We start from the raw sequence: 26,944 nt of genomic DNA, 5'->3' as shown, positions 1-26,944 counted from the left end.
TCGCGGTGAGGGATAAAGCATGCGGCGCGGCGCCACGCCGTCGAACCACCCGAAGACCGGGTCGAAACGGGCCTACTCGAGAGCGATCCAGGAGTAATAAAAGCGCTGGAGCGCCGTCAGGTGGCCGACGACCGCGAGGAAGACGAGCAGCCAGCCGACCAGCGAGACCCCGGCGAGTGACGCGTCCGCGAGCGGGTACGCGAGGAAGCCGGCGAGACCGATGATCGCCAACCGGTCCGCTCGACCGACGAGTCCGCCATAGACCCGATCGAGGCCGACCGCCTGGGCTTGCGTGCCCAGATACGAGGTCATCACGACGCCGGTCACCGCGGCAAAGCCAAGCAGGTAGTCTTCGATGCCGGCGGCCAGTCCGGCGATGACGACGATGTCCGCGTATCGGTCGAGGACGTGATCCAGCAGGTCGCCGCCGGCCGAGGCGACCTCCTGTTCGCGCGCGAGCGCGCCGTCGACGATATCCAACCAGCCGTTCAGGAAGACCAGTATCGCCGCTACGGCGTACCAGATCGGATCCTCGAGTCCGCCGAGGGCGAACGCGACGGCCGCCAGGATCGCCATCCCGAACGCCACGACGCTCACCCCGTTGGGCGTCATGCCGACGCGATCGAACCCCCTGACGAACGGGTCGAGGAACCGCGAGACGTACGGACGGAACTTATCGAGCGTCATGTCAGATACTCCATGAAGTCGACCTCGCCGGCGCTCGGGTCGCGCTCGCCCGTCGCGACCGCCATCAGTTCGTCCGCGACCGCCGCGGGAGCGCGGTCGGTCGTGTCGATCTCGTAGACGGACTCGAGGCCGTGTTCCTCGACGGCCGCCGAGAGGATCACGTCGAGCGCCTCGCTCTCGGCGTTCTCGGCCGCCTTCGCCTCGGTTTCACCGCGCTCGAGCAAGCGTTGCTCGAGCGTCTCGGGGTGACACCGCAGGACGGCGATCCGGTCGGCATCGAAGTGATGGGCAAGGTGGGACTCGATCACGATGTCTTCACGTCCCTCGAGCCACGCGGCCAGTGCGTCGAGATCCGCGACCTTGCTCTCGCGGTCGGTATCGACCTCGGTGTACAGTTCCTCGTCCTCGAGCACCCGGTTGAGGTGAATCACCTCAGGTTCGGGTGGCGACTCATCGTCGGCATCCGTCCCCGCAGCGGCCAGCCGGGACTCGAGCAGTTCCGTCGCGGTCGTCTTCCCGGTGCCCGGCGTACCGGTGACGGCGATCCTCATGGATCGGCCACCTCCGCGTCCGGGTCCGCGGACTCGCCCGTCGATTCCGGCTCGACATCGAGGTCGTCGAGCACGTCGTTGAGCGTCTCGACGGCGCGCTCCGTTTCGTCCTCGGTTCCGCAGGTGATGCGGACACAGCCCGGCAGCCCGAAGCTCGAGCAGTCACGGACGATGACACCGCGTTCCTGCATCTCGGCGGCGACGGCCGAGGCGTCACCGACATCGACGAGGACGAAGTTACCCTGACTCTCCCAGACGTGGCTATTGATGTTGTCGCGCATGTACGCGCGGGATTCGCGGGTGGTTTCGACGGTCCGCACGACGTGTTCCTCGTCGTCGATGGCCGCGAGGCCAGCCCGACAGGCGAGTTCGCTCGCCGCGAAGGGCGTGTTCACGCGGGCGTAGGCGTCGGCCCACTCGTCGGGTACGACGGCGTAGCCGAGGCGCACGCCGGCCAGCCCGTAGGCTTTCGAGAACGTCCGGAGGACCGCGACATCGTCGCGGGCGTCGAATCCGTCACGACCCTCGATCAGCGCGACGGCGCTGTCGCGGTCGGCGAACTCGCCGTAGGCCTCGTCGACGGCGATCAGGGTCTCCTCGTCGGTCCCGTCGGCGAGGCGTTCGATTTCCGCGAGGGGCATCGTCGAGCCGGAAGGGTTGTGGGGGCTCGTGAGCCAGATCACGCGCTCGCCGTCGTAGGCTTTCAGAACCGCATCGGCCTCCTGAGCGAAGTCGTCCGCTCGGGTGAGTTCGTACTCCCGAACGTCGCCGTGGTGAAAGCGGGAACTCATTCCGTAGTAAGCGAAGCCGGGCGTCGGGACGAGCACGTCATCGGCCGGTTCCAGCGCCGCCCGGTGGAGGTAATCGATCGCCCCGTCGCCGCCGTTTGCCAGCCAGACCTGTTCATCGGTGACGTTCCAGCGGCCGGCGACGGCGGTCGTGAGATCGGCGTGGGCGGCTTTGGGGTAGGAACTCACGCTCGAGGCCGTCTCGCGGATGGCCACGGCGGCGGCCGGCGACGGACCGTGCGGGTTCTCGTTCGAGGCGAGTTTGATGAACTCCGAGGGATCACGCCCGAGTTCGCGGGCGACCTCCTCGATGCCTCGACCCGCCTCGTATGCGACGTGATCGGACAGGTCGCGCGGTTGCATACGGCAATGCTGTCGGGCGTGGGTCTTAAGGGTGCTCACATATGGTCGGTCGTAGTCACTGGCTGCCGATCCAATACGGCAGCGAGTCGGGAAAGCAGACGAGACAGACAGCGCTACCGACGTCACTCACACCCCGTCAGTGTTGTTCTCCACCGTCATTTTCAGAATCCGTGGAACGACCGTGATCTCGATGACTGCAAGACCGAGTACGAGCCACCGAGTCAATCCCTCCTCGAGAAAGACGAACGCGACGATGACGAGTAGCACGGCACTACTGAAACCCATTCCATAGCGGATCGCCGGGTTTTCGAATGGTGATGACATAGTAGGTACTATCGATAAGTAACGTATATTCCTTTATACTAACTGTAAAAATAGAGGGGGAAAACCGTGTGACGCTGCTCCCGCGAACGACGGCTCCCCGGATGGAAAACGACGACCGACGCTACTGGTCGTGAAGTCGCTCGAGGCGCTCGAGCGAGTCCGCATCCGCGGGAGACTTGTCGGACCGAACACCGACGAACCGCGGGAACCGCAGGGCATAGCCCGACGAGTAGGTCGGCGAAGACTGGATCTCCTCGTAGCCGACCTCGAAGACGACCGCGGGCTCGAGGTCGACCGTCTGTCCCTCAGCAACGGTGATGTGGGGCTCGAGCAGATCAGTTAACTCTTCGAGTTTCTCGTCGGTGATCCCGGTCGCGACCTTGCCCACGGTCTCGAGGTTCTGCGGTTCCACCGCAGAGCCAGCGGAACGGCGTTCCTCGCTGTCGTCGCCCGTGCGCACGGCGAGTTCGAACGTACCGAGGACGGTCGCGCGTCGCCCCTCGCCCCACTCAGCACCGGTCACGACGCAGTCCAGCGTCTCCACGTCCGGTTTCCGCTTTCGCCAGTGCTTCCCGCGTCGTCCCGGCGAGTACGTCGAGTCGGGGTTTTTCAGCATGATCCCCTCGTGGCCCGCCTCGAGCGCCTCGGCGGCGATCGACTCGATCTCGTCGGGGTCGTCGGTCCGCCAGAGCAGGGACAGTCCCTCGATTTCGTCATCGGCGACGGGGTCGGCGTCCGCGTCGACCAGCACCGATCGGAGCCGGTCGTGGCGCGTCGTCAGCGGCTCCGCGAGCAGGTCCTCACCGCCGGCGTGCAGACAGTCGAAGAAGACGGGACGCACCGAGACGTCCTCGCGGGCCTTCGCAACGTCATGTTTCCGCCGGAACCGCTTGAGCACCTCCTGAAACGGGAGCGGCGAGCCGTCCTCGTCGATCGCGACGACCTCGCCGTCGAGGATCGCGGGCTCCTCGAGATGGGCCGCGGCGAACTCGACGACTTCCGGCAGGGCGTCGGTGACCTCCTCCATGTTTCGCGAAAAGACGCGGGTCTCCGCCGTCGATTCGTTCGATCTGTTCGGAGCGTGGTGCAACTGAATCCGCGCGCCGTCGTACTTCCACTCGACACCGGCCGTCTCCCACTCCTCGAGCGCGTCCGTCACCGTCCCCGTCTGGGCGAGCATTGCCTGGACCGGGCGACCCACTTCGAGCTCAGTCGAATCCAGTCCCTCGAGTCCGTCGTCACGGGCGGTCCGTGCGACCTGTCCGTAGTCGTTCGAGACCTGCAATGCGCGTTCGACCCGATCCGTGGGAACGTCGAACGCCTCGGCAATAGCGTCCCGTACTGTCCCTTCACCTACGCCGATCCGCATCTCCGAGAGCACGATGCGCGCCAGATAGCGCGCTTCCTCGCTCGAGCAGCGGTTGAAGAGACCGAAGAGCAGGTCGACTTTCCGGTCCTGGCTCCCCGATCCCTCAGCAGCCGCGATGTCCTCGAGCGTCTCGTGGACCTCGCGAACGGTGAGATTGCCGCCGTTGCCTCCGCCACCGCCAGTGAACGCACCGAGCCCTTGCTGGCCACCAAAGTCGTAATTCGCCGCCACGTCGCCGATCTCGCCGACCTCGGCGAGTCGGGCCTCTACGTCGTCGCTGCTCACGTTCGTCCCCGCGGCGCGGGCGATCGCTTCGTAACACGCACTCGGCCCGATGTCCAGCGTCGTCGAGTCCCAGGCCGGAAACACCCGGCCCTGAACGAACCGCGCGACGACCTCGAGATCGGAGCCGGCGTCGGCGAACAGGTCCCGAACGTGAGCGACGACCTCAAGAGCGGCGGGTTCGGCCTCGATCGTCCCGGCACGGTCAGCGAACGTGGCAAACTCCATCGGCGACGTGTATCGTCGCGGGGAGTAAAACGGTTCTGAGACCGACCGGCGCTCGGTGGTCGAGAGACGTGCTTTAAAGACAGTCGGCCACACACTCGGTGGTATGCCAGAGGAGGAACTCGCCGCACGGGTCGCGGACATGCTGGCGGTCGACGCCGCCGACTTTCGGGAGCGGGCCCAGGCGGACGCGGCGGTCATCAAAGACGCCGTCGAGGAGGGGGTCTTCGACAATCCGCAGGCGATCGTCGGCCTCGAGTATGAGTTCTACGCGGTCAAGGCCGACGACTGTGCGTTGCGGCGGGTCCCGCGTCGGCTGCTCGAGTTGATCGGGTTCGAGAAGGAACTGGGCTTGCACAACGCGGAGATGACGACCAGTCCGCAGCCGCTGAACGCCCCCGGGCTGGCCGCCCAGGAGTCGGAGGTCAAAGCCCGGTTACAGACGGCACTCGACGTGACGGATTCCGAGCGGATGCGGTTAGTCAGCGATGCGCTCTGGACGCTCCCCCCTGAAGGAGAGGCGGCGGGGACCTACCTCACTGACAGCGTCGAACGGACAGCGACCACCCCGGACGGGACCGAACGGACGATCCGTATCGCGACGAACATGAGCGACTCCGCCCGGTATCACGCGATGGCCAACACCGAGCAGGCCGACGCCGCGGGAATGCGCATCGAGGCCCCGAACGTCTCCGTGCAGGGCGATACCGTCATGCCCGAGAGCCTCATCACATCGATTCAGCCCCACTATCAGGTCGCTCACGCCCCCGACCTCCCCGAGTACTTCAATTACGCGCTCCGGGTCGCCGGCCCGCTGCTCGCGCTCGGGGTCAACTCCCCGTTTTTCCCCGCCGATCTCTACGACGACGACGCCACTGCCGACGACATCCTCCGGGACGCCTGGATGGAACACCGTATCAGCATCTTCGAGACCGTCCTCAACGATCCCACAACGGGTGAAGGCAAGGTCCGCTTCCCACACGACCTAGAGACGGTCGAGGAAGCGATCGACCGGGTCGCCGATGACGACACTATCGTCCCGATGCCGGTCGAGCCCGGCGAGCGCTTCGACGATCAGTTCCCCCACTTCAGCCGCAAACACGGCACGTACTGGCGGTGGATCCGACCGGTCTTCGGCGGCCCGACCAGATCGGCTGCGAACGCCCGCATCGAGTTCCGGCCGATCCCCGCCCAGCCCACGGTTCGTGATTCGATTTCCTTCCTCGCCGCCTTCGCCGGCCTGATGGAGAGTCTGACCCGCCTCGAGCATCCCGTCATCGAACTCGACTGGCAGCTCGCTCGCGGCAACTTCTACGCCGCGATGGTCGACGGGCTCGAGGCCGAACTGATCTGGATCACCAACGACGGCAAGGAGACGGCCGATCGCCTCGCGCTCTACGAGGACTTGCTGGCTCACGCCGAGGACGGACTGACCAACCGTGGGCTGAGCGAGGAAGACGCCGCGAAGTATCTCTACCCGCTCCGGCGGCGCGTCCGGCAGGAAGTCACGCCAGCCGGCTGGAAGCGCGAGCAGGTCCGAACCGCTCTCGAGGACGGGGCGGACCTCGACGAGGCGATCGCAACGATGCAACGCGAATACGTCAGCCGGCAGTCGGAGACGCTGCTCGAGGGGAGCTTCGCCGATTGGATCGGCGAGTAAGGGACTCAAAAAAGTTATCGGGCTGGTTCGACGTTCTGGTTCATCCGGAACAGGTTCGTCGGGTCGTAGTCGGCCTTGATGTCGGCCAGCCGGTCCCGGTTGTCCGCGTAGGCGAGGGCTTCCTCGCCCTCGTCCTCGCTGATGAAGTTCACGTAGACGCCGCCGGTCGCGTACGGTGCCATCGCGTCGAAGAACTCTCGGGACCAGGCGATACAGTCGTCGTCCATCGCTGGGTCCTCCCAGCGCGTGTGGACGTTCATCGCGTACTCGGCGTCCCGATGGGGGTAGGCCGTCGCGTCCGACGGGACGCATGCCATCTCGCCGCCGAGTTGCCCGAAGAAGATCTCGGACAGTGGTGACGGGAGATCGGCTGCGTACTCGACCGCGGTATCGATGGCGTCGTCGGAGAGGTCGCTGAAGTTATGGGATTTCCAGTAGTTCCGGGCCCCCTCGGTGAGAAGCGGGTCGAACGACTGCTGGAACGCCGCGTACTGGTGGGGGCCGACGGCATCGGCGATCGGGTCCCCGTATTCCCGAAGTGGGGCCAGAACAGCTTTGCCGTCGTCGATATCACCGGCGTAGAACGTCACGACGAGGACGACGCCGACGCCGTGGACGGTCTCGGGAAGGAACGGAAGCGGCGGTGCCGCCCGAAGCACGATCCAGACGGCGCACTCGTCCGGTGCGTCCTCGTTGAAGTCCCGAACGTGTCGGATGACCTCCCGCGCATCGTCGCCCGCGTAGACGATCGGTCCGGAGAGGATCTCGGGGCCGACCTCGTGGAGATCGAATTCGAACGAGGTGACCACGCCGAAGTTACCGCCCCCGCCTCGAATCCCCCAGAAGAGGTCCGAGTTTTCCGCCTCGCTTGCGTGACGCAGTTCGCCGTCAGCGGTGACGATGTCGACGGAGCGCAGGTTATCCACCGTCATTCCGTACCTGCGAGTCAGCCAGCCAAACCCACCGCCGAGCGTGAGTCCCGCGACACCGGTCGTCGAATTGATCCCGGTCGGCGTCGCCAGTCCGAACGCCTGCGCCTCGTGGTCGAAGTCACCGAGGGTTGCGCCCGGCTCGACGCGAGCCGCCTGTGCCGCCGGATCGACCCGGACCGACCGCATCGCCGAGAGATCGAGCATCACGCCGCCATCGCAGACGGCATTGCCGGCGATGTTGTGCCCGCCGCCGCGAACTGCGAGTACTACGTTCTGCTCGCGGGCGAAGTTCACCGTCGCGATCACGTCCGACGCGCCCATCGCTCGAACGATGAGCGCCGGGCGTCTGTCGATCATGCCGTTCCAGACTGCTCGCCTCTCGTCGTAGTTCGGATCACCGGGCCGGAGCAACTCGCCGCGAAGTTCCTCGCCGAGTCCGTCCATTGCACCGTCGTCTACGGGTGTGGTCGTTACTGCCATCGGTCCTCGGTAGTCGTAGGTCCCGCTCGGAGATATAGATGACATCACTAGTAATTATATAACATGACGACCAGAGAGACCCGAAAACAGGGAGATAACGGGGCGACTCGAGGAAATCCGGATCGCGCCGCGCGCCTGCAAACTGGCCCGCGCTCCGATCGGAGGCCGGTCGGTCGAACCGGATGCAGGACCTATTGGGGCCGCGATTACAGCACAGCAACGCGAGCGATGCCGTTCCCCATCGGTTTAGGCCAGCCAAAATCGGAATGCATTTGTGTATTTAGGGGAGCCTAAAACCTATGCGGCAAACACGACGCGCGTGGTTGAAGGGGAGCGGTGCTGCAATCGCGAGTCTCGGACTCGCCGGGTGTTCCGAGACGACCGAGGAAAAAGAGCCAGAATCGGAGTCGGGGGAGGACGGGACATCACCGGAGTCCGACGAAGAATCGGCGGACGCCAAGCCAGCCGAGACGGCCGTCGCCGCCGAATGGAACGCGATGCGAGCGCGGCTGTGGGACGCACTCGCCGCGGGAGAGGCCGGTGAGACCGGTGCCGGCGCTGCTATCGCCGGCCGGACGTTCGATCGCTTTGAGCAGGCCAGCGGCGAGTACAACGCCCACGAAATGCTCGAGGAAACCGACAAGTCGCGCTACGAGGCATTCGAGGAGGCGCTCGTCGAACTCCGGACGGAGGGGCTGGAGCAGAACGACATCGCTCGCGGACGGGAGGAGACCGGTATCGCGGACAAGCAACTCCGCGGGGCCCAACAGACCCTCGTCGGCGAACCGACGGTCCAGGCGTTCGATCTGCAGGCGTTCGGCACGACGGTCGCCGATAGCGTCATGCTCGCCTCGGCCGGTGCCTTTGACGCCGCCGAAACCGTCGCGAACGACGCGTTCGAACGGTTCGAGGGGGCGGCCGTTCACGACGCGATCGGGGAGGCCGACGGCGACGTTTACGAGGCATTCGAAGCCGCTATGAAAAGCGTCGCCACGGCCGCGGGTAACGAGGACGGCGAGAGCGTCCGTTCGAGCGCGAGCGATGCGCTCGAGGCGGCCATCGACGGCGGGTACGCTCTCACTCCGTCCGAATCGGCAGCGGGAGCCGGAGAGATCGCCGCCTATCAGGCACGAGGATGGGACGCCGCGGCACTCGCGGGGCTTGGCGGGCCGTCGACGGCGTTCGCTCACGCCGCTGCCCTGACCGTGTATCGGGCGCGGGCCCACGACGCGGCCTGGCTCTTCGAGCGCGGGGAGCACGAGGCAGCCGCGCGAGTCGTCAAGAACGCTTTCGAACACTTCGAGGGCGCCCGTGCACACGAGGCGCTCGAGGAGGCGAGCGAGGACGCCTACCACCGATTCGAGGAGGACGGCCTGGACGCGCTCGCGACGGCGATCGAGAACGACGACCCGGCGGGCGTCGACACCGCCGTCGATGCGATCGACGACGGGCTGGTGACCGGGATCGAGGCCCTGGGGACCGGCAGCGAGGCCACACTGATCGAGGCTGGCTTCTTCAAAGCTCGAACCGAGGACGCGGTGGAACGGTATCGGCTCGGCGAGAACGCGGTCGCCGCCGAACTCGTCAGCGGGCTGTTCGAGACGTTCGAGGCCAACGAAGCCGGCTTCCACGAAACGCTCGAGGAAACCGACGAATCGCTCTACGAGACCTTCGAAGAGGAGCACCTGCAAGGCCTCATCAAGGCCTGCGAGAACGGCGACGACGCGGCCGTCGACGAACACGCGACCGGAATCCGCGAGACCCTCCTCGAGTTCGAAACAACCATCGGCTCGCCCGCACAGGTCAGCGCCGTCGAAAGCGGATACATGACCGCGCGGGTGTTCGACGCCGGCGTCCTAGACGCTCTCGGCGCGTCCGGCCGAGCCGAAACCGTCGTTGGAGAAACGTTCGAGTACTTCGAGAACGGTGCGGGTGGATTCCACGAGGCACTCGAGGACGCCGACCACGACCGGTACGAATCGTTCGAGGGCGCGCTCGGCGACGCGCAGGCCGCCGCCGGAAACGATGAGAGTGTCGGAGCCACGGCCCGGGCGTTCAACGAGCAAGCGGTCGCGGCGACCTATACCGTCGTCGCGGCCGCCGGCGGCTCGTTCGGGGCCGCCGCCGCGTCACTCATGGATGCCGTGTACGAGACGTTCGAGGGTGCGCGGGTCCACGAACTCCTCGAGGAGGCCGATCAGGAGGCCTACGAGGGGTTCGAGGCGGCGCTCGAGGAGTACATCGCCGCGCTCGAGGCGAGCGACGCCGAGAGCGATGCTGCCCGCGAGACGGAGATGGATGTCGACACGGCCGCCGAAGCGTTCGCGACGGCGGCGTTGCAGGCGCAGTTCGCGGTCGCCGGCGCGGCCGACGCAGCGCCGGTCGACGGGTCGGCTGACACTGCCGAGGAGACCGAATCAGCACCCGACCTCCAGGGCGGACCGAACGTCGTCGAGGGCGTCCCCGACGACGCCGACCACGTCGTCGAGATGCAGGCGACCGCGTACGATCCGGAGACGCTCACTGTCAAGCAGGGCGAGACCGTCGCCTGGAAACACGCGGCCGGCGAGCCACATACAGTGACGGCCTTCGAAGACGGGATTCCGAGCGACGCGACCTACTGGGCATCGGGCGGGTTCGACAGCGAAGAGGGTGCCCGCACGGGATGGGAGAACGGCAACGGCGCGGTCCAGTCGGGCCAGTCGTACGTCCACACGTTCGAGACGACGGGCGAACACGAGTACGTCTGCATCCCCCACGAACGCTTCATGACCGGAACGATCGTCGTCGAGTAACCACGCGATCCTTCCGGGTCCCGACATGGAACCGCCACTCCGCCGGTCGTCGTTTGACGAAGCTGTTCGGGACGGTGTTTCCAGGTCCCGAACACCGGCCATAAGCGATTAAGTAGCCTCGCTCGAGAGGTGTAGATATGGTAACTTTCCTCTCCGGGGGCACTGGAACGCCGAAGCTATTGGACGGCGCTGCCGCCGCGTTCTCGCCGGAGGAGACCACAGTCGTCGTCAACACGGGCGACGACATCGAGATCGGCGGACTCTTGGTCTCGCCGGACGTCGATACGCTGCTGTTTCAGGGTGGTGGCATCCTCGACCGGGAGACGTGGTGGGGCATCAAGGGCGATACGCAGCGGACAAACTCGGCGCTGTCCGACATCGCGTCGGCCGCGGGGCTGCCTGAGGGGCCGCAGTATCTCCCCGACGACAGGCAGACCGAGGGTCGGACGCTCGCGAACTGGCGTCGCTTTTCGGGCGTTGCCGAGTTCATGACCATCGGTGACCGCGACCGGGCCGTCCACATCACGCGGACGAGCCTCATCGACGAGGGGAAGACGTTGAGCGAGGCGACCGAGCGACTCGCCGACGCCTTCGGACTGACGATCGATCTCCTCCCGATGAGCGACGATCCCGTCGCAAGCCTCGTCCACACGGACGAGGGAGTCATGCACTTCCAGGAGTACTGGGTCGCTCATCGGGGCGATCCGGCCGTCAATACCGTCGAGTTCCGCGGCTCCTCGCAGGCCGACCCCGCCCCGGGCGTCCTCGAGGCACTCGATGACACCGTCGTCATCGGTCCGTCGAACCCAGTCACCAGTATCGGACCGATGCTCGCGCTCCCGGGCGTCGCGGACGCGCTCGCCCAGACGACCGTCGTCGCCGTCTCGCCGTTCCTCGGTGACGACGCGTTTTCCGGGCCCGCGGGTGACCTCATGGAGGCCGTCAACGCGGAACCGAGCACCGAGGGGCTGGCGACCGCCTACCCGTTCGCGGACGCGTTCGTGATCGACGACGGCGACGACGCTGATTTCGACCGACCGACGGTTCGAACGGACATCGCGATCGACTCCGGCGAGGACGCCGCGCGCGTGATCCGCGCGATCGACGACGCGATCGAGCACGTAGGCTGAGATGGCATCGACAGTGTCGTTTACGCCGCCGCTCGCGCTCGCGAGCCTCAGCGGCGAGGCCGACGCCGACTGGGCGCGGGCCGGAGCCGAATACGCCGGGGCCGCGTTCCTCGGCGGCATCGCCATCGACGCCGATTCCCGCGCGGCCGCTCGCGAACTCGTCGCCCGCGATCGCACCGAGTTCCTGCCCGACGATCCGCTGGCCTTCGTCGCCCGCGAACTCGAGTCACTCGCCGGGATGCCGATCCAACCGGCGGTCAACGTCCGGAGTGCGACCGTCGATCCCGTCGTCGACGCCGCTTGCGTCTGTCGCGATCGGGACGCGTACCTCGAGATCAACGCCCACTGCCGGCAGGCCGAACTCCGCGACGTCGGCTGTGGCGAGACGCTCCTGCGGGACGGCGAGCGACTCGCTGACTACGTGGAGCGGGCGGCCGAGACCGGTGCGACTGTCGGCGTGAAGGTCCGCGCGGAGGTCCCGGGCGTCGACCTGCCGGAACTGGCCCGTCGCCTCGAGACGGCGGGAGCGGCCTTCGTCCACGTCGACGCGATGGATACCGAATCGATCATCGCCGCCATCGCCGACGCCACCGACCTGTTCGTGATCGCCAACAACGGCGTCCGCGACGACGAGACCGTCCGCGAGTACGTCGACTACGGCGCGGACGCGGTCAGCGTCGGTCGCCCGAGCGACACGCCCGTCGTGCTCGAGCGGGTTCGCGATGCGGTGGAGCGACGACTGGGCTGCGAGACGGGCCGATAGCGGCCTGCGAGACCGGGATGGCGTGCGCTGGACGACGGGCCGTCAACGGCGAACCGCTTCGGCGGGTGGTCGCGGCGGGACGCCATGCCAGCGTGAGCGGAGCGTGCATCGCGGTCCGGGTCGGGTCGGATCGGCGTTGGGACCCCAGCGGTGCCGCGAGACGAACGCTTTTGCCGGCATCGGCCGAGGACTGAGACATGAGCGACGATGCGCCGGACGTGCTCGTCCTGCGAACGGGCACCCACGGAACGCCGATCGAACAGTACGCCGACGCGATCCGCGATCGGCTGCCGGACCACACCGTCGACCTGGCGAGAACGCCGGCCGAGGAGCGCGAGGCGATCGAAAACGCACGCTTTGTCACCGGTATGACACTCGAGGAGGAGTTGCTCGCGGCCGCCGACTCCCTCGATGTCTTCGCGTGTGCCTACGCGGGGACCGGCCACCTGCCGCTCGCGGCACTCGAGGATCGGGGCGTCACAGTGACGAACGCCTCGGGGGTTCACGGACCGAACATCGGCGAGCACGTCGTGGGTGCGATCCTCCACTTCACCCGGCGGTTCCACGTCGGCGAGCGCCGCCAGCGCCGCCGTGAGTGGCGCCACTACAAGGCCACGGAACTACAGGGGTCGACGGTGACCGTCGTCGGCCTCGGTGCGATCGGGCAGGCTGTCTGTACGCGCCTCGAGCCGTTCGGCGTCGACACGATCGGTGTGCGCTATACCCCGGAGAAGGGCGGGCCGACGGACGAGGTCATCGGCTTTGACGACGCGGCGTTCGACGACGCGCTCGCACGGACGGACTACCTCGTCCTCGCCTGTCCGCTGACGGAAACGACGCGAGGTCTGATCGACCGCGAGGCACTCGTCACGATGGGGCCCGAGTCGGTGCTCGTCAACATCGCCCGCGGGCCGGTCGTCGACACCGACGCGCTCGTCGCGGCGCTGCGCTCGAACCGGATTCGGGGTGCATCGCTGGACGTGACCGATCCCGAGCCGCTGCCCGAGGAGCATCCGCTGTGGACCTTCGAAAACGTTCAGATCACGCCACACAACGCGGGGCACACGCCGGAGTACTACGACCGACTGGCCGACATCGTCGCGGAAAACCGCCGTCGATTCGACGAGTCCGGACCCGACGCGGCCCTCGAAAACGTCGTTCTCCCCTGATGGAGAGTCGGCCGCGGTCGCCCCCGAACGATCGCTGCCCGAGCTGTCGACCTACTTTTTTGTCCCCCTGCGACGAACCACGCGTATGACGTTCACAGCAGTCGCCACCGTTCGCACGAAAGACGCCGCGCAAGCGGAGAATGTGGAGGGTGTCCCGTGTCGCTGACGTTCGATGGGGCGGTGCTCGTTCCCGTGGCTGACCCCGAAGACGGGGAACGGACCGCGGCAGCGCTTGCACCGTATCTCTCCCCATCGAGTCGGGTGATCATCGTCAACGTGATCGAGAAAGCGGGGGGTGCGCCCGACAAAGCCTCGGTCGAACAACGCGAGGAGTACGCGCAGACGGTCTTCGAGCGCGCTCGAGAGCCACTCGAGGAGCGAGCCGGCGCAGTCGAGACGACGATCCTCTTCGGAACCGACGTGGTCGAGACGATCTTCGAGGCGGCAGTCGAGCGCGCTGTCGACGCTGTCGTCTTCGAACCTCGCGGCGGAAGCCGATTCGTGGAACTACTTACCGGCGACGTGGCACGACGGTTAGTGAAGGAAGCATCGGTACCGGTGGTCGCGTTGCCACGAACCGACACCTGATCGGCGACGTCTCGTCGCCTCACTCGTCGGTCGCTTCCGACGGACCGTTCCGTCCGCGGCGTCGACCGAAACAGGGACTCTCATAGCCGCAATCCCCGGATCCCCGTTACAGCACGGCCGAGGGACGGCCTCGAGGCAGCGCTGCGACCGGAGAGCGGTTCGAAAAACCGTGGGGAAGGACGGCGATCGAACGGCGACGCCGCCCGCCCGTCGACCGCGGGACGGCTCGCGCGGTTAGATGTACCCGTTCTCAAGCAGCAGTTCGCCGTTGAGCACGCTCGCACCGGCGGCACCGCGGACCGTGTTGTGAGCCAGACAGTTGTACTGCAGGCCGAAGGGTGACTTCTGGAGACCGCCGGCGGCGATGGCCATCCCGTCGCCGAGAGTGCGGTCCAGTCGGGGCTGCGGACGGTCGGGCTCCTCGAAGACGTGGATGAGCGGGTCCGGCGAGGAGCGGAGATCGAGAGACGGGTACTCCCGCATGGCCTCGGCAGCCGCGTCGGCGGGCAGGTCCTCCTCGGTCTCGACCCAGACGTTCTCGAGGTGGCCGTCGATGGTCGGGATGCGGTTACAGGAGGCCGCCACGTGCATGCCGTTGTGGGTGAGTTCGGCCCCGTCGAACTCGCCGAGCAGTTTCCGCGACTCGGTCTCGAGTTTGTCCTCCTCGCCGCCGATGTGGGGGACGGCATTGTCGATGATCTCCATCGAACTCACCCCGGCGTAGCCCGCGCCGGAAACCGCCTGGAGCGTCGAAACGTGCACCTTCTCGAGGCCGTACTCCGTGAGCGCTGCGAGCGTGGGAACGAAGGTGATCGTCGAGCAGTTGGGATTCTTGACCATCGCGCCGTCCCAGCCGCGCTCGTCGCGCTGGACCTCGAGCAGGTCGAGGTGGTCGGGGTTGACCTCCGGAATCACGAGCGGGATGTCGTCGTCCATACGGCCGTTCGAGGAGTTCGACGAGACGACGTACCCGGCCTCACAGAAGTCGGGTTCGACGTCCGCGCCGATGCTCGAGGGGAGCGACGAGAACAGCATGTCGATGTCGTCGGGGACCGCGTCGGGATCGGTCGCCGTCACGGTCATGTCGGCGACGGCGTCGGGAATCGGGCTATCGACGCGCCACTTCGCGGCCTGTCGATACGTCTTGCCGGCGCTTGCCTCGCTGGCGGTGAGCGCCGCGATCTCGAAGTCCGGGTGGGGATCGAGTAGTTGAATGAGTCGCTGTCCAACGGCACCGGTTGCACCGAGTACGCCTACTCGTACTGCCATTTTCCGCCACTCCGAGTCGTGTCCGCAAAACGGTTTGGGTTTACGGTAGCGCGTGTCACTGGACGGAATGACTCGGCGGGCATCGGCACTCGCGTCCGACCGGGAGCCGGCCGTCGCGGGCGCTGTGAACGGATAGAAGATATTAAGAAACGGGAGCGCCAGTTTTCGACCGATGTATTATCGACAGGATCGACTCGAGGCCGCCGACGGGAGGTGGTCCCGATGACGAGTTCGACCGCGAACACCAGCGACCGAGGACTGTTCGACACCCGCTTTAGTATCGGTGCGGCGGCCATCGCGGCCGTCGCGGCGCTGCTAGGCGTCGTCTTCGCGTGGACGGGCTACAACGACGGGATGCTCCCGGTAATCGGCCTGAAACTGAGCATTCTGACCGGCGTGATCGGGCTCTTGTTCGGGTTCGGGATCGCGATCGTCGCGTTCGTCGCCGCGGTCTACATGGAACCCGGGTTCGACCAGTAAAACGGGATCGAGTCGGACTGTTTTCCGAGCGCTCTCGACTGCAGAGCGATCCGCTCTCTCAGCGGGGCCCGTCTCTCGAGCCGGACAATCGACTATGGCCGGTTGCTCGTCGCCGGGGTGACTCGCTCGAGGTGAAAAGATCGACTTACGCGGGAACTTCTGCGCCTTTCTTTCGCGTTACGTAGCCCGCGATGCGGTTGCGGACGCCCTTGGACTCGACGTTCGTGAGCTTCGTGACGCTCTCTTTGTTCTGCTCGAAATCGGTCGTGAACGCCTCCGGGTACCGTTCCAGGAGGAGGTTCCCGGTCTTCTTGACGTAGGCCGGTTTGATTGCCATGTAGGGTGGTTCCGTCTAGAGGCTCTTAATCCCTTTCTCTTTGCCGCTCCGGAATATCGATCCGTCGGCCCGTCGTTTCGGGCTCCCGGGTTACCACGACGATTGCGCGCGGATACGCTCGATGGCCTCGCGTTCGCGTGGCCCGCCGGCGCGGTCGACCACCGACGCACAGTACGCGAGGCGGTCCCGAAGTTCGTTCTCGTCGTAGCCGGAGACGGACAGTCGCGACGCGGCGACGGTCGCCTCGACGACGGCTCCGAACCCGCGATCGATCGTGGGCACGGTTTCCCGCTCGATCGTCGCCTCGAGCGGGTAAAGTGCCCAGTCTTCCCAGTCGGTGTCGCCCTCGCGGCCGCTATCGACCCGGTCGACGGCGACGCGAACCCAGGCGGTCGCGGACGCCAACACCGGGTCCTCGCGCTCGACGATCGAGCAAGCTGCCTCGGCGAAGTCGACGGGGTCGTCGACGAACTGAACGTAGCCCGTCCCCTGCCGGTGGAAGTTCCGGCGGGTGCGGGTGTTGCCCCACGTTCGGGCGGTGACGGGGTCGCCGGCGTGGAGGCCGAGCGCAGCGGCGTTCCACAACCCGTTGGGGCCCAGCGTGGTCACGATCGACTCGGTGACCCCCGAGAGTTCGACCGGCCACTCCGCGAGGGCCGCCCGGTCGTCCTCGCGATCGGTCACTGTATCGTCGGTCACGGCCGCTCGCTCGTCGGTCATACGTCGACCGCCTCGCGCTCGAGTGCGATGAACAACCCGGCTGCGGTAACGTCGGCCGTCGTTCCCGGGTTGATCCCGCGATCGACGAGATCGTCGGCGAAGGAATCGACGGCTTCGGGCTCCGTCTCGAGGGCGTCCGCGTCGTGTAAGGCCGCGGCGCGGTCGGTCACCTCCCGTGCAGTCGCCTCGTCGTGGCGCGTCGCGACGAGCGTATCGGGTCGCTCGGCGAGCAGCGAGAGGAAGACGGCCGCGGTCCGGTTCGATATGGGGCCGTCGACCGCGGCGAGTCGCTCGGCCGCCGCGAACGAGCGGTCGAACCCGCGGACCCACTCGCGAGCGACATCGTCGCCGGGAACGCTCCGGTCCATCACGTCGAAGAGCGTCAGCCCGCGGGCCTCGACAGCTGGGACCGCGTCCGCGCCGCGGCGCACGTCGAGGGCCGCCATGTCGTCGGGCGGGTCGCCGACGGCGACATCGACGTGCTCGAACGCGCGGTAGAACGACGCCGCATCGTCGACGGTCGTCCCCCGAGCGACGGACTCGGCGACGGGCCGTGAGAGATCCGTGCAGGCGGCCCGCACTAACGGAACGAGCAACAGAAGCGCGCCGAACTGCGTGTTTCCCCCCTGCTGAGCGGCCATCTTCTCGACGGCCCGCTCGAACGCGGGCCCGACCGCCGCACCGTCGGCCACCATCTCGAGCCCCTCGCGGGTCCCCACCGCACCGGCCATGAAGTGGGCAAAGCGCAGGTCCGAAAGATCCCGGTGGCGGTCGACGTTCCCCGGTTTGGGCGTCGCCGCGACCTCGAGGAGCAACGCCAGTTGTGCGTTTTCTGCCGTCGATCGCATACACCTCTCACTGCGTGCCGCCGCGGTTTAGCAGTTGTCGTGGTGGACCCGGTGGAGTCGATGTCCCGTCGATTTAAGTTTCGAAACGCGAAGTATCGATCATGGGCTACGATACCGTTGCCAAGACCGACCCGGAATCAGTCATCGACGAGGAGTGGGGCGGCATGTGGTTTCTCAAGGACGAGCTCGGCACCGAGGAACTGGGCATCTCGGTCCTCGAACTCGAGTCGGACGGGAAGGGACTGGAACACGACGAGACCGACTCCGGGCAAGAGGAGGTCTACTACGTCGTCGCGGGGACGGTCGACATCGAACTGGACGACGCCGACGAAACCGTAACGCTGGGGACGGACGACGCGATCCGACTCGACGCGGGGGAAACCAGGCAGATCCACAACCGGAGCGACGAACGCGCGAAACTCGTGCTGGTCGGCGCACCGCTGTAATCGGCCGTCGTACCGGGCCGTTTCGGGAGGCCACAATCCGTTTCGGTCAGGCATCGCTCACCGAGGCACAGCGCGGGCCGCGCCACCGTCGTTGCCGATCCGGACCGCAATGGCGGGTGACGCCGAGCGCCGAAAATACACCTCGCAGTTTTTATAATGACCCAACGAGTCCAAACGGCGTATGGAACGCGTAGACGTCGCGATCGTCGGCGGAGGCCCCGCTGGTGCGTCAGCGGCCGAACGGGCCGCCGCTCACGGCGCAAAGACGGTCCTCTTTGAGCAGGGGGTCCCGCGGGAGGACCGCGAGGGACCGGGGCCGGATTCGACCGACGCCGCCGGCATGCTCGATTACTGGATCGACATCATGGGCTTCGACTACCGGGACATCCCCGACGAGATCATCCACCGGGAACTCGAGGCGACCGAATTCGTCGGTCCGAACAGCGACGTCGAACTGACGTCGACCGGGATGGCAGCCAGCTATCCGAACTTCGGCTATACTTTTCATCGTGCGCGTATGGACGATTGGCTCTACGACCGCGCCGCCGACGCCGGTGCGGACCTGCGCGTCGGGACCGGCGTCTCGGACCTCGAAACCGACCTGCGGGCCGCGAGCCCGAAGGGACCGACCCACACGCTGACGCTCTCGAACGGAGAGCAACTCGAAGCCCAGTACGTCGTCCTCGCGGACGGTCCCCAGCGACGGATCACGCTCGACGCGCTCGATCAGTTCACGGCCCCCGGGCGGAGCGTCTCCGATCACCTCTCGCCGCCGGAGGCCAACCACATCGCCTACCAGGAGTACCGGGAGTTCCCGCCCGAACTGTTCGAGGAATTCGAGGATCGACTGCTGTTCTGGTGGGGGCACATGCCCGGCGAGACCGCGTATCCGTGGATCTTCCCGAACGACGGCACCGTCGCCCGCGTCGGGCTGACGATGCCCATCGGCATGCGCCTCGAAGACGTCGACGATCCCGGTTCCTACAAGCTCCTGCGGCCCGACGACGAGGGGATTCCCTCGGGTGCGGAGTACATCAGCCGCCTCCTGGAACAGGAGTTCGGCGACGAGTACGACATCGAGGCGGACATCCCGCGCGTCGAGGACCGCGGCAAGTCGAAGGGGACCGAAACCTATCCCATCTCCTCGACGCGACCGATCGAGTCGCCCGTCGGCGCGAACATCGCCGTCGCCGGCGGCGCGATGGGAACCACGTCCGCCTTCCACGAGGGCGGCTATCACGTCGCCGTCCGCACCGGCAAGATTGCCGGACGACTCGCCGCAACGGATTCCATCGCGAACTACAACGACGTCTGGAAACGCGCGATCGGCGACGAGATCCTGCGCAACGTCGCCTTCGCGGATATCGTCGCCGACTACGGGCCCGACGACTGGGATCGAGTGTTCGATACCATCAACGACATGCAGGGCACCGGCTCGAGTGACGGTCTCGTGAACAAAACGTACTCCGCCGGCATCGGCGCGGCGAAGATCATGGCGGCGTACAAGCGCCGGAAGGTCAACTATCGCGACGGCGACTACGTCCAGCTCTCGGCTGACGACTACTTCTACTGAGGCGACCGGCTTGCGGCCCGTCCGGCCGTCCGCGCTCTCTCGCGCTCACGGAACAGGCGAGCGTGTGTCGACCGAGACTCGGTACCGCGTGATGACAGTCCCTCCCGGGCGCGGTCATCCTTTTTCCGGACCGGCGTGGAAGGCAACCCTATGGATTCCGGCGGACGGTCCGAACCGCTCGACGAGCGCCCTCCTCGAGCCGACGGATCCGGCCACCGCGTTCCCGAGGGACAGGCCCCCGAGGAGTACGGCGACCACCGCGGTCGCGGCGATCACGACGAACACGATCACCGCAGTCGTTGGCCGCTCGTCGCCGCCGCGGGAGCGGCCGGCCTCTACGGCGGGATCGCGGTCTTCATTCTCGGGGACGAAACCGGTCTCGTCCCGCCGCTGCTCGGCGTCGGCCTCGCCGTCGCCGGAACGATCGGGCTGCTCGCCGGCATCGCGGGCTGGGTCAACCAGGCGTTTCTGGCACCCGCCCGTGACGAACGCGGACCGCGAAAGTCACGGGAGTCGTACGTCTCGACAACGCTGCTTTTCCTCACGACTGACGTCTCGACGTTCGCCGCGCTGTTTATCTACTACTTCGTCGTCAGAATCGGGGCCTGGCCGCCGTCGGAACTCCCGCCGTTGCTCGGCTCGCTCGTGATCGTCAACACCGGCCTCCTGGTCGCCAGCAGCGTCACCTTCCACTACGCCCACAGGGCGCTCGAGCGCGAGCACCGACGGCGATTTCTCGGGCTGCTCGGAGCGACGCTCGCGCTCGGTTTGGTATTCCTCGCCGGGCAGGCCTACGAGTACTACGAGTTCGTCGCACACGACGGCTTTACCCTCGCGAGCGGGTTCTTCGGGACCGCCTTCTTCGGACTGACTGGACTGCACGGACTCCACGTCGCGCTGGGCATCGGTGGCATCGCCGTGCTCTGTTGGCGAGCGGGCCGCGGTCACTACGGTCCGGATCGCGATACGTCGATCACGACCGTGTCCCTGTACTGGCACTTCGTCGACGCCGTCTGGCTCTTCCTCGTCGTCGTCCTCTACGTCGGCGCGTCGGTGTAGGGGGACCGCAGCTGATTGCGACCGCCACCGGAAAACCGGGACTCACGGTATCTCGTCGTGGTCGAGATCCGTCTCGAGGACTCGCAGCGTCGGTGCGTCGCAGTCACAGAAATTCGACTGACCGAGTGGCTGGAGACTCCCGTCGGGCCAGATTTGAACGATCCCAATCGACCCGCATCCGTCGCACTCGGCCGCCGCTCGCTGTTTCTCGTCGTTCGTTCCCACGAGGGTCACCTCTGGGACTGGGCCCTATCACAGCCACCGAGGAAAAACCCAGGTCCGATCGGCAGCCCCAGCCCGCACGGTGCGCGCGGGTCGGCTCTCCCCTCGTGCGTGGTGACGCACGCATACGCTGTTCCCGACCGCCGGTGCCGGCATCCTAGTCCTCCATGGCGATACAACAGCAGGGGATCGGGGTTTCGACTGCCGATCTCGCACGTATCGACGCTCATCCCAGGGTCCAGTGGATGTTCTTCCAAGAACCGGAACTCCAATACGAAGTCACCGTCGACCAACCCGACCCGCACTTCGCGAAACTCCTCCAGCAAGCGATCGGCGGCCAGGAAGGCGAGATGCGCGTCGCCATGCAGTACCTGTTCCAGGCCTGGGCACTGCCCGAGGAGTACGAGGAGTATCGGACCCTGCTGATGGAGACCGCAGCCGAGGAGCTCGGCCACATCGAGCTGCTCGCGACCGCGGTCACGAAGAACCTGCGCGACTCCTCCGCGGCAATGGACGACGACGCTCGGGAGACGGCGGCCGCCGCGGCGTCGATGACCGGACAGAACCCGCGGCAGTTCCTCTCGGCCGGCCAGTCGGCGATGCCGGTCGACAGCAACGGCGTCCCGTTCACCGGCAGCTACATCGCCGCGTCGGGCAACCCCGCCGGCGACCTCTACGCGAACGTGATGGCCGAGGCGACCGGCCGCACCCTCGCGACGCGGCTCTGGGAGTACACCGACGACCCCGGCATGAAGGACATGCTCTCCTATCTCATCGCTCGAGACACGATGCACCAAAACCAGTGGCTGCAGGTCCTAGAAACGCTCGACGACCCGGTCCCGGTGCCCGCGAGCTTCCCGCAAGACCGGGAGAACCAGGACTTCAATTACACGTTCATCTCGACGAGGCGCGAAGCACAACCGGACCCCGAGTACCCGTGGACTCAGGGGGAGACGCCGGACGGCAACGGCCAGTTCTCATACGCCGCCGAGCAGCCGGGTGACGGCACCGTCGTCGCCTCCGATCCTGCTCCCATGACGAACGACGATCCGAACAGGGACACCCAGTCGGCTCGGTCGACCGACTCGGCCGACGCCACGGACTCGAACGAGTAAGCGCGATGCCTCACATCGTGTCGTCGCCAGCCGCGGTCGCGCCGTCTGCAAGCGGCCGCTCAGTCCGGACGATCGCGTTGCATCCGCTCCTCGAAGCCCGCCATTTGCCGGTATATCGGGGGCGTCAGGACGCCGATCCCACCGATAAGGATCGCGATCGCTCCGATCGGAAACAGCAACGGTGCAACCTCGAGACAGGAGTTCCGGGACGTGATCCGGACGTAGTAGCGGTCACCGTCGTACTCGACGACCGCTCCCTCGAGCAGCGTTCCTCTGTTCTCCGTCTCGCCGTCGACTGTCGCCTCCCGTAGCGGGCTGTCGATCGCCTCCTCGAGGGCCGCTCGCTCAGTCGGCGAGAGTGTCGCGACCGGCAGCGTCTCGACGGTCTCCGGTGGAGTGTCACCCTCGGCGACCGGGTCGACCGTGATACTGGGGTCCCCACAGAGCCCGAGCCCGTCCTGAATCACGACGTAGCCCCCGGCGATCGACAGTGGAATGCCGGCGGCGATCAGAACGACGCCCAGAAAGGGCGCGGCATAGGTCAACACCAGCGACTCGGACGCTGCCGTCGGCTCGATCGGCCCCGTCTCGTCGGTCGCGGGCGGCTCGGTCGAATCGGATGACGTGTCGTCGCCAGCGCTCATCGCTCCTCGCCCTCCTCAGTCGACGGGCGGCGTTGCCGGCCGCCGAGCGTTGCGATCGTGCCGGCGAGCCCGAGTCCGTAGCTCCAGTGGCCGAGCAGGACGAACAGCAGGTACGCGACCAACTGCAGGCCGGGCTGCCCGGTGTAGAAGGCGAGTGCGAACCCCGAGGCGATGACCGTCGCATACCACAGCCCCGTTACGAGCGTGAGCGTCCCGGGCAGGTACTCGCCCAGCGACAGGAACAGGAGCGGCCAGACCGTCATTCCACCCGCGACGAAGAGCGCGTATCCGAGCCCAAGGTTCGCCGGCAACCCGACGAACGTCGCGAGGGTCGCGAACGACTCGAGATCGAACACGCCGAGTACCACTGCCAAAAGGAGGACACCCGTCATCAGCATCGTCCCGACGAACCCGCCGACTGCGCCGATACCGGCGTCGTTCGCGACGGATCTGGCCACCGGCTTGATCCGGCCGTAGATCGACGGCGGCCGCTCGTCCTGTGCGGGCACGTACGACGGACGGATGTCCTCGGGTTCGCTCGGCGGCACGCCGCGCTCGCGCTCGAGACGGTCCTCGAACCACTGCCACTCCGGCGTGAACTGCTCGGTCGCCTTGAGCTCCCAAGGATCTGCGGTCTCGATCGGCGTCCCACGAACGGACGACCAGAGCAGGTTATAGAGCCACATAAGGACGCTGAGCCCGATGATGAACGACCCAACGGTCGCGACGACCTGCAGCCCCGAGTACGCCGGCGGGTACGTCGCGTACCGACGGGGAAGCTCGAGGAAGCCGAGCGCCATCAGCGTCATGAACGTGAGTGCGGAGCCGACGACTAGCAGCGACGACTGGAAGATCGCGAGCCGACGGTCGTACATCCGGCCGGTGAGCATGGGGAACCAGTAGTAGCTGGCGGCGAACATCATCAGCGGGATGATCCCCATGAGGATAAGATGGAAGTGACCGACGACGTAGTAGGTCCCGTGATACATGACGTCGACGGGGATTACGGCCAGGAAAATGCCGGTGACGCCGCCGACGATAAACAGACCGATCGAGCCGATACAGAGGATCGTCGGCGCGGCGAGTCTGACATCGCCGTTCCACATAGTGGTGATCCAGTTGAACACCTTGATCGCGCTCGGGACGGCGATAGCGATCGAGGTCGCCATAAAGCTCGCTCGGACGCGTGGATCGATGCCGGTCACGAACATGTGGTGGGCCCAGACGCCGAACGAGAGGACGGCGATGGCGATCGTCGAGTAGACGATGAACTTGAAGCCGAACAGCTTTCGACCGACGAACTTCGGCAAGATGAGGCTCATCAGCCCGGTTGCCGGCAAGAAAATGATATAGACTTCGGGGTGTCCCCAGAACCAGAAGAGGTGCTGCCAGAGGATTGGACCGCCGCCCTCGATCGCGAAGAACGTCGTCCCGAAGTTCCGATCGAACAGCAACATGAGCAGGGCGGTCCCGAGCAACGGGAACGCAAAGATGATGATCGCGCTCGTGACGAGCATGTTCCACGAGAAGATGTCGAGATTCGCCCAGCCGATCGATTCGTCGCGCTCGTAGACGACCGTCGTGATGAAATTTATCGCACCGATCGTCGTAGCGATGCCACTCAGGTGGAGTCCGAGCAAGAGGAAATTCGTCTGCGGGTTCGGTGCCAGGGACAAGGGTGGATATATCGTCCACCCGATCGCCGGCTCCTGAAACGCCAACAGCACCGAGAGCCACTCCGTCGGCACGACGACTGCGAGCATTGCACCCGTCACTTCGGCCACGATCCCCAGCCGAGCAAGCAAGAGCGACGGCGGCAATAACCAGAACCCGACAGCGTTGAGCCGCGGAAACGCCATGTCGTCGGCCCCGATCAACAGCGGGAGAACATAGTTCCCGATCCCGAAGAACACCGGCGTGACGAAGAAAATCAGCATCGTCAGCCCGTGCATCGTGAACAGTTCGTTGTACGTCTGCTCCGTCCAGATGTTCGCTTCGGGTGTCAACAGATGCGTCCGCATCATCATCGCATCGATCCCGCCCCAAATCGCTGCGACGGTCCCGAACGCGATGTAGAGCACGCCGATCTTCCGATGGTTCGTCGTCGTCGTCCAGCGGACCGCGGCCGCCTTTGCGTCCCCGAGTCCGAACCGGAGCTGCCGCTCGGCCGCGTAGCCCCCATCCGGCGACGCCTCGGCCCGAACGCGCTGCGCATAGAGGACGACCACCAGACAGCTGATGACGATGACACCGAACAGTGACACCTCCGCGAGTGCACGGTTCATCGTCTCCCGCCACCCCCCGTTGCTCGACCGTGCCGCTCGTCACCGTACATAGCGGTGGCCTCACCATCGTCCGCAATAAAGGTGGACTGGCATCCCCGTGAGTGTCGCCGTCTGTGACAGGTCTCCGCCACTACTCCCCGTCGTCTCCGATCAGTAGCCGACCCTGACAGTCCGCCGATTCGTGAACGCCGTATATTACGCCGGTCGTCGAATGCCCGCTAATGGGTAGCCGTCGACGCGCGATTCTCACACTCCTCGTCGTGGCGTGCTCGAGTTGCCTCGCGCTGACGGGGCCGGTCGCTGCACAGTCGACCAATCGCGACCTCATCGACTCCCTCGAGTACCAACTGCTCTACGTTGCCCTGCCGCTTACCCTGTTCGTCCTCGTCATCCTGGCTTACGCGGCCGTCAAGTTCCACGACAACGACGATCCCGAACCGACCACGGAAGATCCCGCCCTCGAGATCACGTGGACCGCCGCGACGGCGCTCATCCTGCTCTTCGTCGGCCTTTCCGGCTACAGCGTCCTCGTCAATCCCTACGTGTCACCCTCCCAGGCACTCGAGGGCGACGACCGCAGTCAGGAGGGATTCGACTCGTTCGACGACCTCCCCGAAACCGACGACGAGGAGATACACGTCCGCGGCTACCAGTGGGAGTGGCAAGCGACCTACCCGGGATCGAACGTCACGACCGAAAACGAACTCGTGCTCCCGGCCGATCGAAACGTCACCGTCTGGCTCACCAGCGACGATGTCATCCACTCGCTGTTCGTCCCCGATCTGGGCATCAAACAGGACGCCTTCCCCGGTAAATACACCCGTTCCCGGACCATCGTCTCCGAACCGGGCCGCTACAACGCGGTCTGTTCCGAGTTCTGCGGCGCAGGCCACTCGCGAATGGACGCCACAGTCGTTGTCGTCGAACAAGCCACCTACGATCACTGGCTCGCCGAAAACGAGGACACCGTCGCTGACGCGCCGGAACCCAGCCGAGATCAGCTTGCGGATTGACGACGAGACGCAGCTACATATTCAATTTCATCAGCAGTCGGGATGGCGCTTCCCGCTCCACGAAACCCAAGTCAATCCTGGATGAAACGACGGCTGAGGCAAGCGTTTTCTGACATGGACACTGACAAAACGCCGCTCGCTTCAATCCCGATCCGACACTGCCGCCAAGACAGTCCCAGTCTGTAAGAGTTAAACGGGACACCGGCCTAGAGACACTGCGTGCCTTTAGTCCCCGTCCGAGCAAACCCATTCGGGTGCGATGACAGTACGGCGAACCCGGGCACGCGACAATCGTTCCGGGGACCTCCCACGAGTTCCCCCGCCCGGCACGAGGGTTAGCCAGCCGACGCGGCACGCCGCCACGGGATGAGGCTGGACGTTAGTGTTCCGGGCGACATTTTCCGAGCCGGTGAGCCCTGACTCTCGAGGCGACAGCGTAGACCGTACAGACCGGCCACGAACGCAGCGTACTGTTACCAAGTTCAGTGAATAGTTGCTAGCGCCTTCCCCGGCCAACACAACGAACCGATTAACTGTCGGTAGTAGTCGATTCCATTACCGGAGCGGTAGAGAGAACTGATTCAGTCGGATGATCATCGGCTAAGTCGACGGATTCGACACCTCGCGCGTGCTCGATAGTCACGGAGTCTCTCGAAGCTCTGTATAGATATGACTGGACAATACTATATTATAATTGATTGTTTCGAGTTGCGTATTGTACCGCTTCAGAAGCGAGATATACGTAGAAAACCCCACACAGCCGATGCTGTGTGGGGTAGTGGAGTATGAGTGGAGGCGGCGAAACGAAGTTCCCAGAGGGTCGCCCA

The 26,944-nt window shown here is 65.8% G+C and carries 25 protein-coding genes; 12 read left to right on the top strand and 13 right to left on the bottom strand.

The features are described from left to right. Window positions 1-72: 72 nt before the first annotated feature. From C486_RS00885 to ligA, 5 genes are all read right to left on the bottom strand, one after another. Window positions 73-687 carry a CDP-alcohol phosphatidyltransferase family protein gene (locus tag C486_RS00885; protein WP_008451986.1) on the bottom strand — a complete coding sequence of 205 codons (615 nt, stop codon included), beginning with the start codon at window positions 685-687 and terminating at the stop codon, window positions 73-75. Then, complete coding sequence (locus C486_RS00880; RefSeq protein WP_008451984.1) at window positions 684-1,238, bottom strand: adenylate kinase family protein; 555 nt, start codon at window positions 1,236-1,238, stop codon at window positions 684-686. Before C486_RS00880 ends, C486_RS00885 begins: the two co-directional genes overlap by 4 nt. Further along, entirely contained in the window at window positions 1,235-2,389 is a 1,155-nt protein-coding gene (gene hisC / locus C486_RS00875; protein WP_008451982.1) for a histidinol-phosphate transaminase, read from the bottom strand. The genes C486_RS00880 and hisC overlap by 4 nt, the downstream gene beginning before the upstream one ends. A 126-nt stretch (window positions 2,390-2,515) precedes the next feature. Beyond that, window positions 2,516-2,713, bottom strand: coding sequence for a hypothetical protein (locus tag C486_RS20700; RefSeq protein WP_049909986.1), 198 nt, complete (start codon window positions 2,711-2,713; stop codon window positions 2,516-2,518). Between the two features lie 121 nt (window positions 2,714-2,834). Then, a complete protein-coding gene (gene ligA, locus C486_RS00865) occupies window positions 2,835-4,592 on the bottom strand; it encodes an ATP-dependent DNA ligase LigA (protein ID WP_008451978.1) in 1,758 nt (585 codons plus the stop codon). 103 nt (window positions 4,593-4,695) lie between these two features. Between ligA and C486_RS00860 the strand changes: the two genes are divergently transcribed. After that, window positions 4,696-6,249, top strand: a complete 1,554-nt coding sequence (locus C486_RS00860; RefSeq protein ID WP_008451976.1) for a hypothetical protein — start codon at window positions 4,696-4,698, stop codon at window positions 6,247-6,249. A gap of 14 nt (window positions 6,250-6,263) precedes the next feature. On the opposite strand, the gene C486_RS00855 is transcribed toward C486_RS00860, so the two are convergent. Next, window positions 6,264-7,661 (bottom strand): FAD-binding oxidoreductase, encoded by a 1,398-nt coding sequence (locus C486_RS00855; RefSeq protein WP_049909985.1) that lies wholly within the window; start codon window positions 7,659-7,661, stop codon window positions 6,264-6,266. A 299-nt stretch (window positions 7,662-7,960) separates the two neighbouring features. On the opposite strand from C486_RS00855, the gene C486_RS00850 reads away from it, so the two are divergent. From C486_RS00850 to C486_RS00830, 5 genes are all read left to right on the top strand, one after another. Next, complete coding sequence (locus C486_RS00850) at window positions 7,961-10,456, top strand: DUF5059 domain-containing protein (RefSeq protein ID WP_049909983.1); 2,496 nt, start codon at window positions 7,961-7,963, stop codon at window positions 10,454-10,456. Between the two features lie 137 nt (window positions 10,457-10,593). Next, window positions 10,594-11,586, top strand: a complete 993-nt coding sequence (gene cofD / locus C486_RS00845) for a 2-phospho-L-lactate transferase (RefSeq protein WP_049909981.1) — start codon at window positions 10,594-10,596, stop codon at window positions 11,584-11,586. A gap of 1 nt (window position 11,587) precedes the next feature. Then, window positions 11,588-12,349, top strand: a complete 762-nt coding sequence (locus C486_RS00840) for a tRNA-dihydrouridine synthase (protein ID WP_008451966.1) — start codon at window positions 11,588-11,590, stop codon at window positions 12,347-12,349. Between the two features lie 197 nt (window positions 12,350-12,546). Then, the gene (locus C486_RS00835) at window positions 12,547-13,518 is read left to right on the top strand and encodes a D-2-hydroxyacid dehydrogenase (protein ID WP_008451964.1); all 972 of its coding nucleotides are present in this window, start codon (window positions 12,547-12,549) and stop codon (window positions 13,516-13,518) included. Window positions 13,519-13,674: 156 nt separating this feature from the next. Beyond that, window positions 13,675-14,106 carry a universal stress protein gene (locus C486_RS00830; RefSeq protein WP_049909979.1) on the top strand — a complete coding sequence of 144 codons (432 nt, stop codon included), beginning with the start codon at window positions 13,675-13,677 and terminating at the stop codon, window positions 14,104-14,106. Window positions 14,107-14,340: 234 nt separating this feature from the next. Here C486_RS00830 and asd read toward each other — a convergent pair whose 3' ends face one another. Then, a complete protein-coding gene (gene asd / locus C486_RS00825) occupies window positions 14,341-15,375 on the bottom strand; it encodes an aspartate-semialdehyde dehydrogenase (protein WP_008451960.1) in 1,035 nt (344 codons plus the stop codon). A 213-nt stretch (window positions 15,376-15,588) separates the two neighbouring features. Between asd and C486_RS00820 the strand changes: the two genes are divergently transcribed. Continuing rightward, window positions 15,589-15,855, top strand: coding sequence for a hypothetical protein (locus C486_RS00820; protein ID WP_008451958.1), 267 nt, complete (start codon window positions 15,589-15,591; stop codon window positions 15,853-15,855). A 145-nt stretch (window positions 15,856-16,000) separates the two neighbouring features. On the opposite strand, the gene C486_RS00815 is transcribed toward C486_RS00820, so the two are convergent. The 3 genes from C486_RS00815 to C486_RS00805 all read right to left on the bottom strand — a co-directional run bounded on the left by C486_RS00815 (window position 16,001) and on the right by C486_RS00805 (window position 17,760). After that, a complete protein-coding gene (locus C486_RS00815; RefSeq protein ID WP_006184283.1) occupies window positions 16,001-16,192 on the bottom strand; it encodes a 30S ribosomal protein S17e in 192 nt (63 codons plus the stop codon). Between the two features lie 90 nt (window positions 16,193-16,282). Then, window positions 16,283-16,912, bottom strand: coding sequence for a DUF447 domain-containing protein (locus C486_RS00810; RefSeq protein ID WP_008451952.1), 630 nt, complete (start codon window positions 16,910-16,912; stop codon window positions 16,283-16,285). Next, window positions 16,909-17,760 carry a triphosphoribosyl-dephospho-CoA synthase gene (locus tag C486_RS00805; RefSeq protein ID WP_008451950.1) on the bottom strand — a complete coding sequence of 284 codons (852 nt, stop codon included), beginning with the start codon at window positions 17,758-17,760 and terminating at the stop codon, window positions 16,909-16,911. The genes C486_RS00810 and C486_RS00805 overlap by 4 nt, the downstream gene beginning before the upstream one ends. Window positions 17,761-17,861: 101 nt before the next feature. Between C486_RS00805 and C486_RS00800 the strand changes: the two genes are divergently transcribed. The 3 genes from C486_RS00800 (at window position 17,862) to C486_RS00790 (ending at window position 20,838) form a co-directional block, all read left to right on the top strand. After that, the gene (locus tag C486_RS00800) at window positions 17,862-18,206 is read left to right on the top strand and encodes a cupin domain-containing protein (protein ID WP_008451947.1); all 345 of its coding nucleotides are present in this window, start codon (window positions 17,862-17,864) and stop codon (window positions 18,204-18,206) included. 181 nt (window positions 18,207-18,387) lie between these two features. Next, window positions 18,388-19,779: an NAD(P)/FAD-dependent oxidoreductase gene (locus C486_RS00795; RefSeq protein WP_008451945.1), complete on the top strand. Its 1,392-nt coding sequence runs from the start codon at window positions 18,388-18,390 to the stop codon at window positions 19,777-19,779. 150 nt (window positions 19,780-19,929) lie between these two features. Beyond that, the gene (locus C486_RS00790) at window positions 19,930-20,838 is read left to right on the top strand and encodes a cytochrome c oxidase subunit 3 (RefSeq protein ID WP_008451944.1); all 909 of its coding nucleotides are present in this window, start codon (window positions 19,930-19,932) and stop codon (window positions 20,836-20,838) included. A gap of 42 nt (window positions 20,839-20,880) precedes the next feature. Here the strand turns inward: C486_RS00790 and C486_RS00785 are convergent, their stop codons facing one another. Next, a complete protein-coding gene (locus C486_RS00785) occupies window positions 20,881-21,072 on the bottom strand; it encodes a hypothetical protein (RefSeq protein WP_008451942.1) in 192 nt (63 codons plus the stop codon). A 233-nt stretch (window positions 21,073-21,305) separates the two neighbouring features. Here C486_RS00785 and C486_RS00780 point away from each other — a divergent pair, with 233 nt between their 5' ends. Beyond that, a complete protein-coding gene (locus tag C486_RS00780; protein ID WP_049909988.1) occupies window positions 21,306-22,175 on the top strand; it encodes a manganese catalase family protein in 870 nt (289 codons plus the stop codon). A gap of 59 nt (window positions 22,176-22,234) precedes the next feature. Here C486_RS00780 and C486_RS00775 read toward each other — a convergent pair whose 3' ends face one another. Continuing rightward, window positions 22,235-22,819, bottom strand: coding sequence for a hypothetical protein (locus C486_RS00775; RefSeq protein WP_008451938.1), 585 nt, complete (start codon window positions 22,817-22,819; stop codon window positions 22,235-22,237). Then, entirely contained in the window at window positions 22,816-25,104 is a 2,289-nt protein-coding gene (locus C486_RS00770) for a DUF6789 family protein (RefSeq protein ID WP_008451936.1), read from the bottom strand. Before C486_RS00770 ends, C486_RS00775 begins: the two co-directional genes overlap by 4 nt. 221 nt (window positions 25,105-25,325) lie before the next feature. Between C486_RS00770 and coxB the strand changes: the two genes are divergently transcribed. Next, entirely contained in the window at window positions 25,326-26,117 is a 792-nt protein-coding gene (gene coxB / locus C486_RS00765; protein ID WP_008451935.1) for a cytochrome c oxidase subunit II, read from the top strand. Window positions 26,118-26,944 lie beyond the last annotated feature (827 nt).

Source organism: Natrinema gari JCM 14663, assembly GCF_000337175.1.
GTDB classification, from domain to species: Archaea; Halobacteriota; Halobacteria; order Halobacteriales; family Natrialbaceae; genus Natrinema; species Natrinema gari.
This window is presented reverse-complemented; position numbering and strand designations above follow the sequence as displayed.

Bases quoted from the DNA above. Each gene is read 5' to 3' on its own strand.
- C486_RS00885 (WP_008451986.1), bottom strand. From the start codon at position 687: ATGACGCTCGATAAGTTCCGTCCGTACGTCTCGCGGTTCCTCGACCCG.
- C486_RS00880 (WP_008451984.1), bottom strand. From the start codon at position 1,238: ATGAGGATCGCCGTCACCGGTACGCCGGGCACCGGGAAGACGACCGCG.
- hisC (WP_008451982.1), bottom strand. From the start codon at position 2,389: ATGCAACCGCGCGACCTGTCCGATCACGTCGCATACGAGGCGGGTCGA.
- C486_RS20700 (WP_049909986.1), bottom strand. From the start codon at position 2,713: ATGTCATCACCATTCGAAAACCCGGCGATCCGCTATGGAATGGGTTTC.
- ligA (WP_008451978.1), bottom strand. From the start codon at position 4,592: ATGGAGTTTGCCACGTTCGCTGACCGTGCCGGGACGATCGAGGCCGAA.
- C486_RS00860 (WP_008451976.1), top strand. From the start codon at position 4,696: ATGCCAGAGGAGGAACTCGCCGCACGGGTCGCGGACATGCTGGCGGTC.
- C486_RS00855 (WP_049909985.1), bottom strand. From the start codon at position 7,661: ATGGCAGTAACGACCACACCCGTAGACGACGGTGCAATGGACGGACTC.
- C486_RS00850 (WP_049909983.1), top strand. From the start codon at position 7,961: ATGCGGCAAACACGACGCGCGTGGTTGAAGGGGAGCGGTGCTGCAATC.
- cofD (WP_049909981.1), top strand. From the start codon at position 10,594: ATGGTAACTTTCCTCTCCGGGGGCACTGGAACGCCGAAGCTATTGGAC.
- C486_RS00840 (WP_008451966.1), top strand. From the start codon at position 11,588: ATGGCATCGACAGTGTCGTTTACGCCGCCGCTCGCGCTCGCGAGCCTC.
- C486_RS00835 (WP_008451964.1), top strand. From the start codon at position 12,547: ATGAGCGACGATGCGCCGGACGTGCTCGTCCTGCGAACGGGCACCCAC.
- asd (WP_008451960.1), bottom strand. From the start codon at position 15,375: ATGGCAGTACGAGTAGGCGTACTCGGTGCAACCGGTGCCGTTGGACAG.
- C486_RS00815 (WP_006184283.1), bottom strand. From the start codon at position 16,192: ATGGCAATCAAACCGGCCTACGTCAAGAAGACCGGGAACCTCCTCCTG.
- C486_RS00810 (WP_008451952.1), bottom strand. From the start codon at position 16,912: ATGACCGACGAGCGAGCGGCCGTGACCGACGATACAGTGACCGATCGC.
- C486_RS00805 (WP_008451950.1), bottom strand. From the start codon at position 17,760: ATGCGATCGACGGCAGAAAACGCACAACTGGCGTTGCTCCTCGAGGTC.
- C486_RS00800 (WP_008451947.1), top strand. From the start codon at position 17,862: ATGGGCTACGATACCGTTGCCAAGACCGACCCGGAATCAGTCATCGAC.
- C486_RS00795 (WP_008451945.1), top strand. From the start codon at position 18,388: ATGGAACGCGTAGACGTCGCGATCGTCGGCGGAGGCCCCGCTGGTGCG.
- C486_RS00790 (WP_008451944.1), top strand. From the start codon at position 19,930: ATGGATTCCGGCGGACGGTCCGAACCGCTCGACGAGCGCCCTCCTCGA.
- C486_RS00780 (WP_049909988.1), top strand. From the start codon at position 21,306: ATGTTCTTCCAAGAACCGGAACTCCAATACGAAGTCACCGTCGACCAA.
- C486_RS00775 (WP_008451938.1), bottom strand. From the start codon at position 22,819: ATGAGCGCTGGCGACGACACGTCATCCGATTCGACCGAGCCGCCCGCG.
- C486_RS00770 (WP_008451936.1), bottom strand. From the start codon at position 25,104: ATGAACCGTGCACTCGCGGAGGTGTCACTGTTCGGTGTCATCGTCATC.
- coxB (WP_008451935.1), top strand. From the start codon at position 25,326: ATGGGTAGCCGTCGACGCGCGATTCTCACACTCCTCGTCGTGGCGTGC.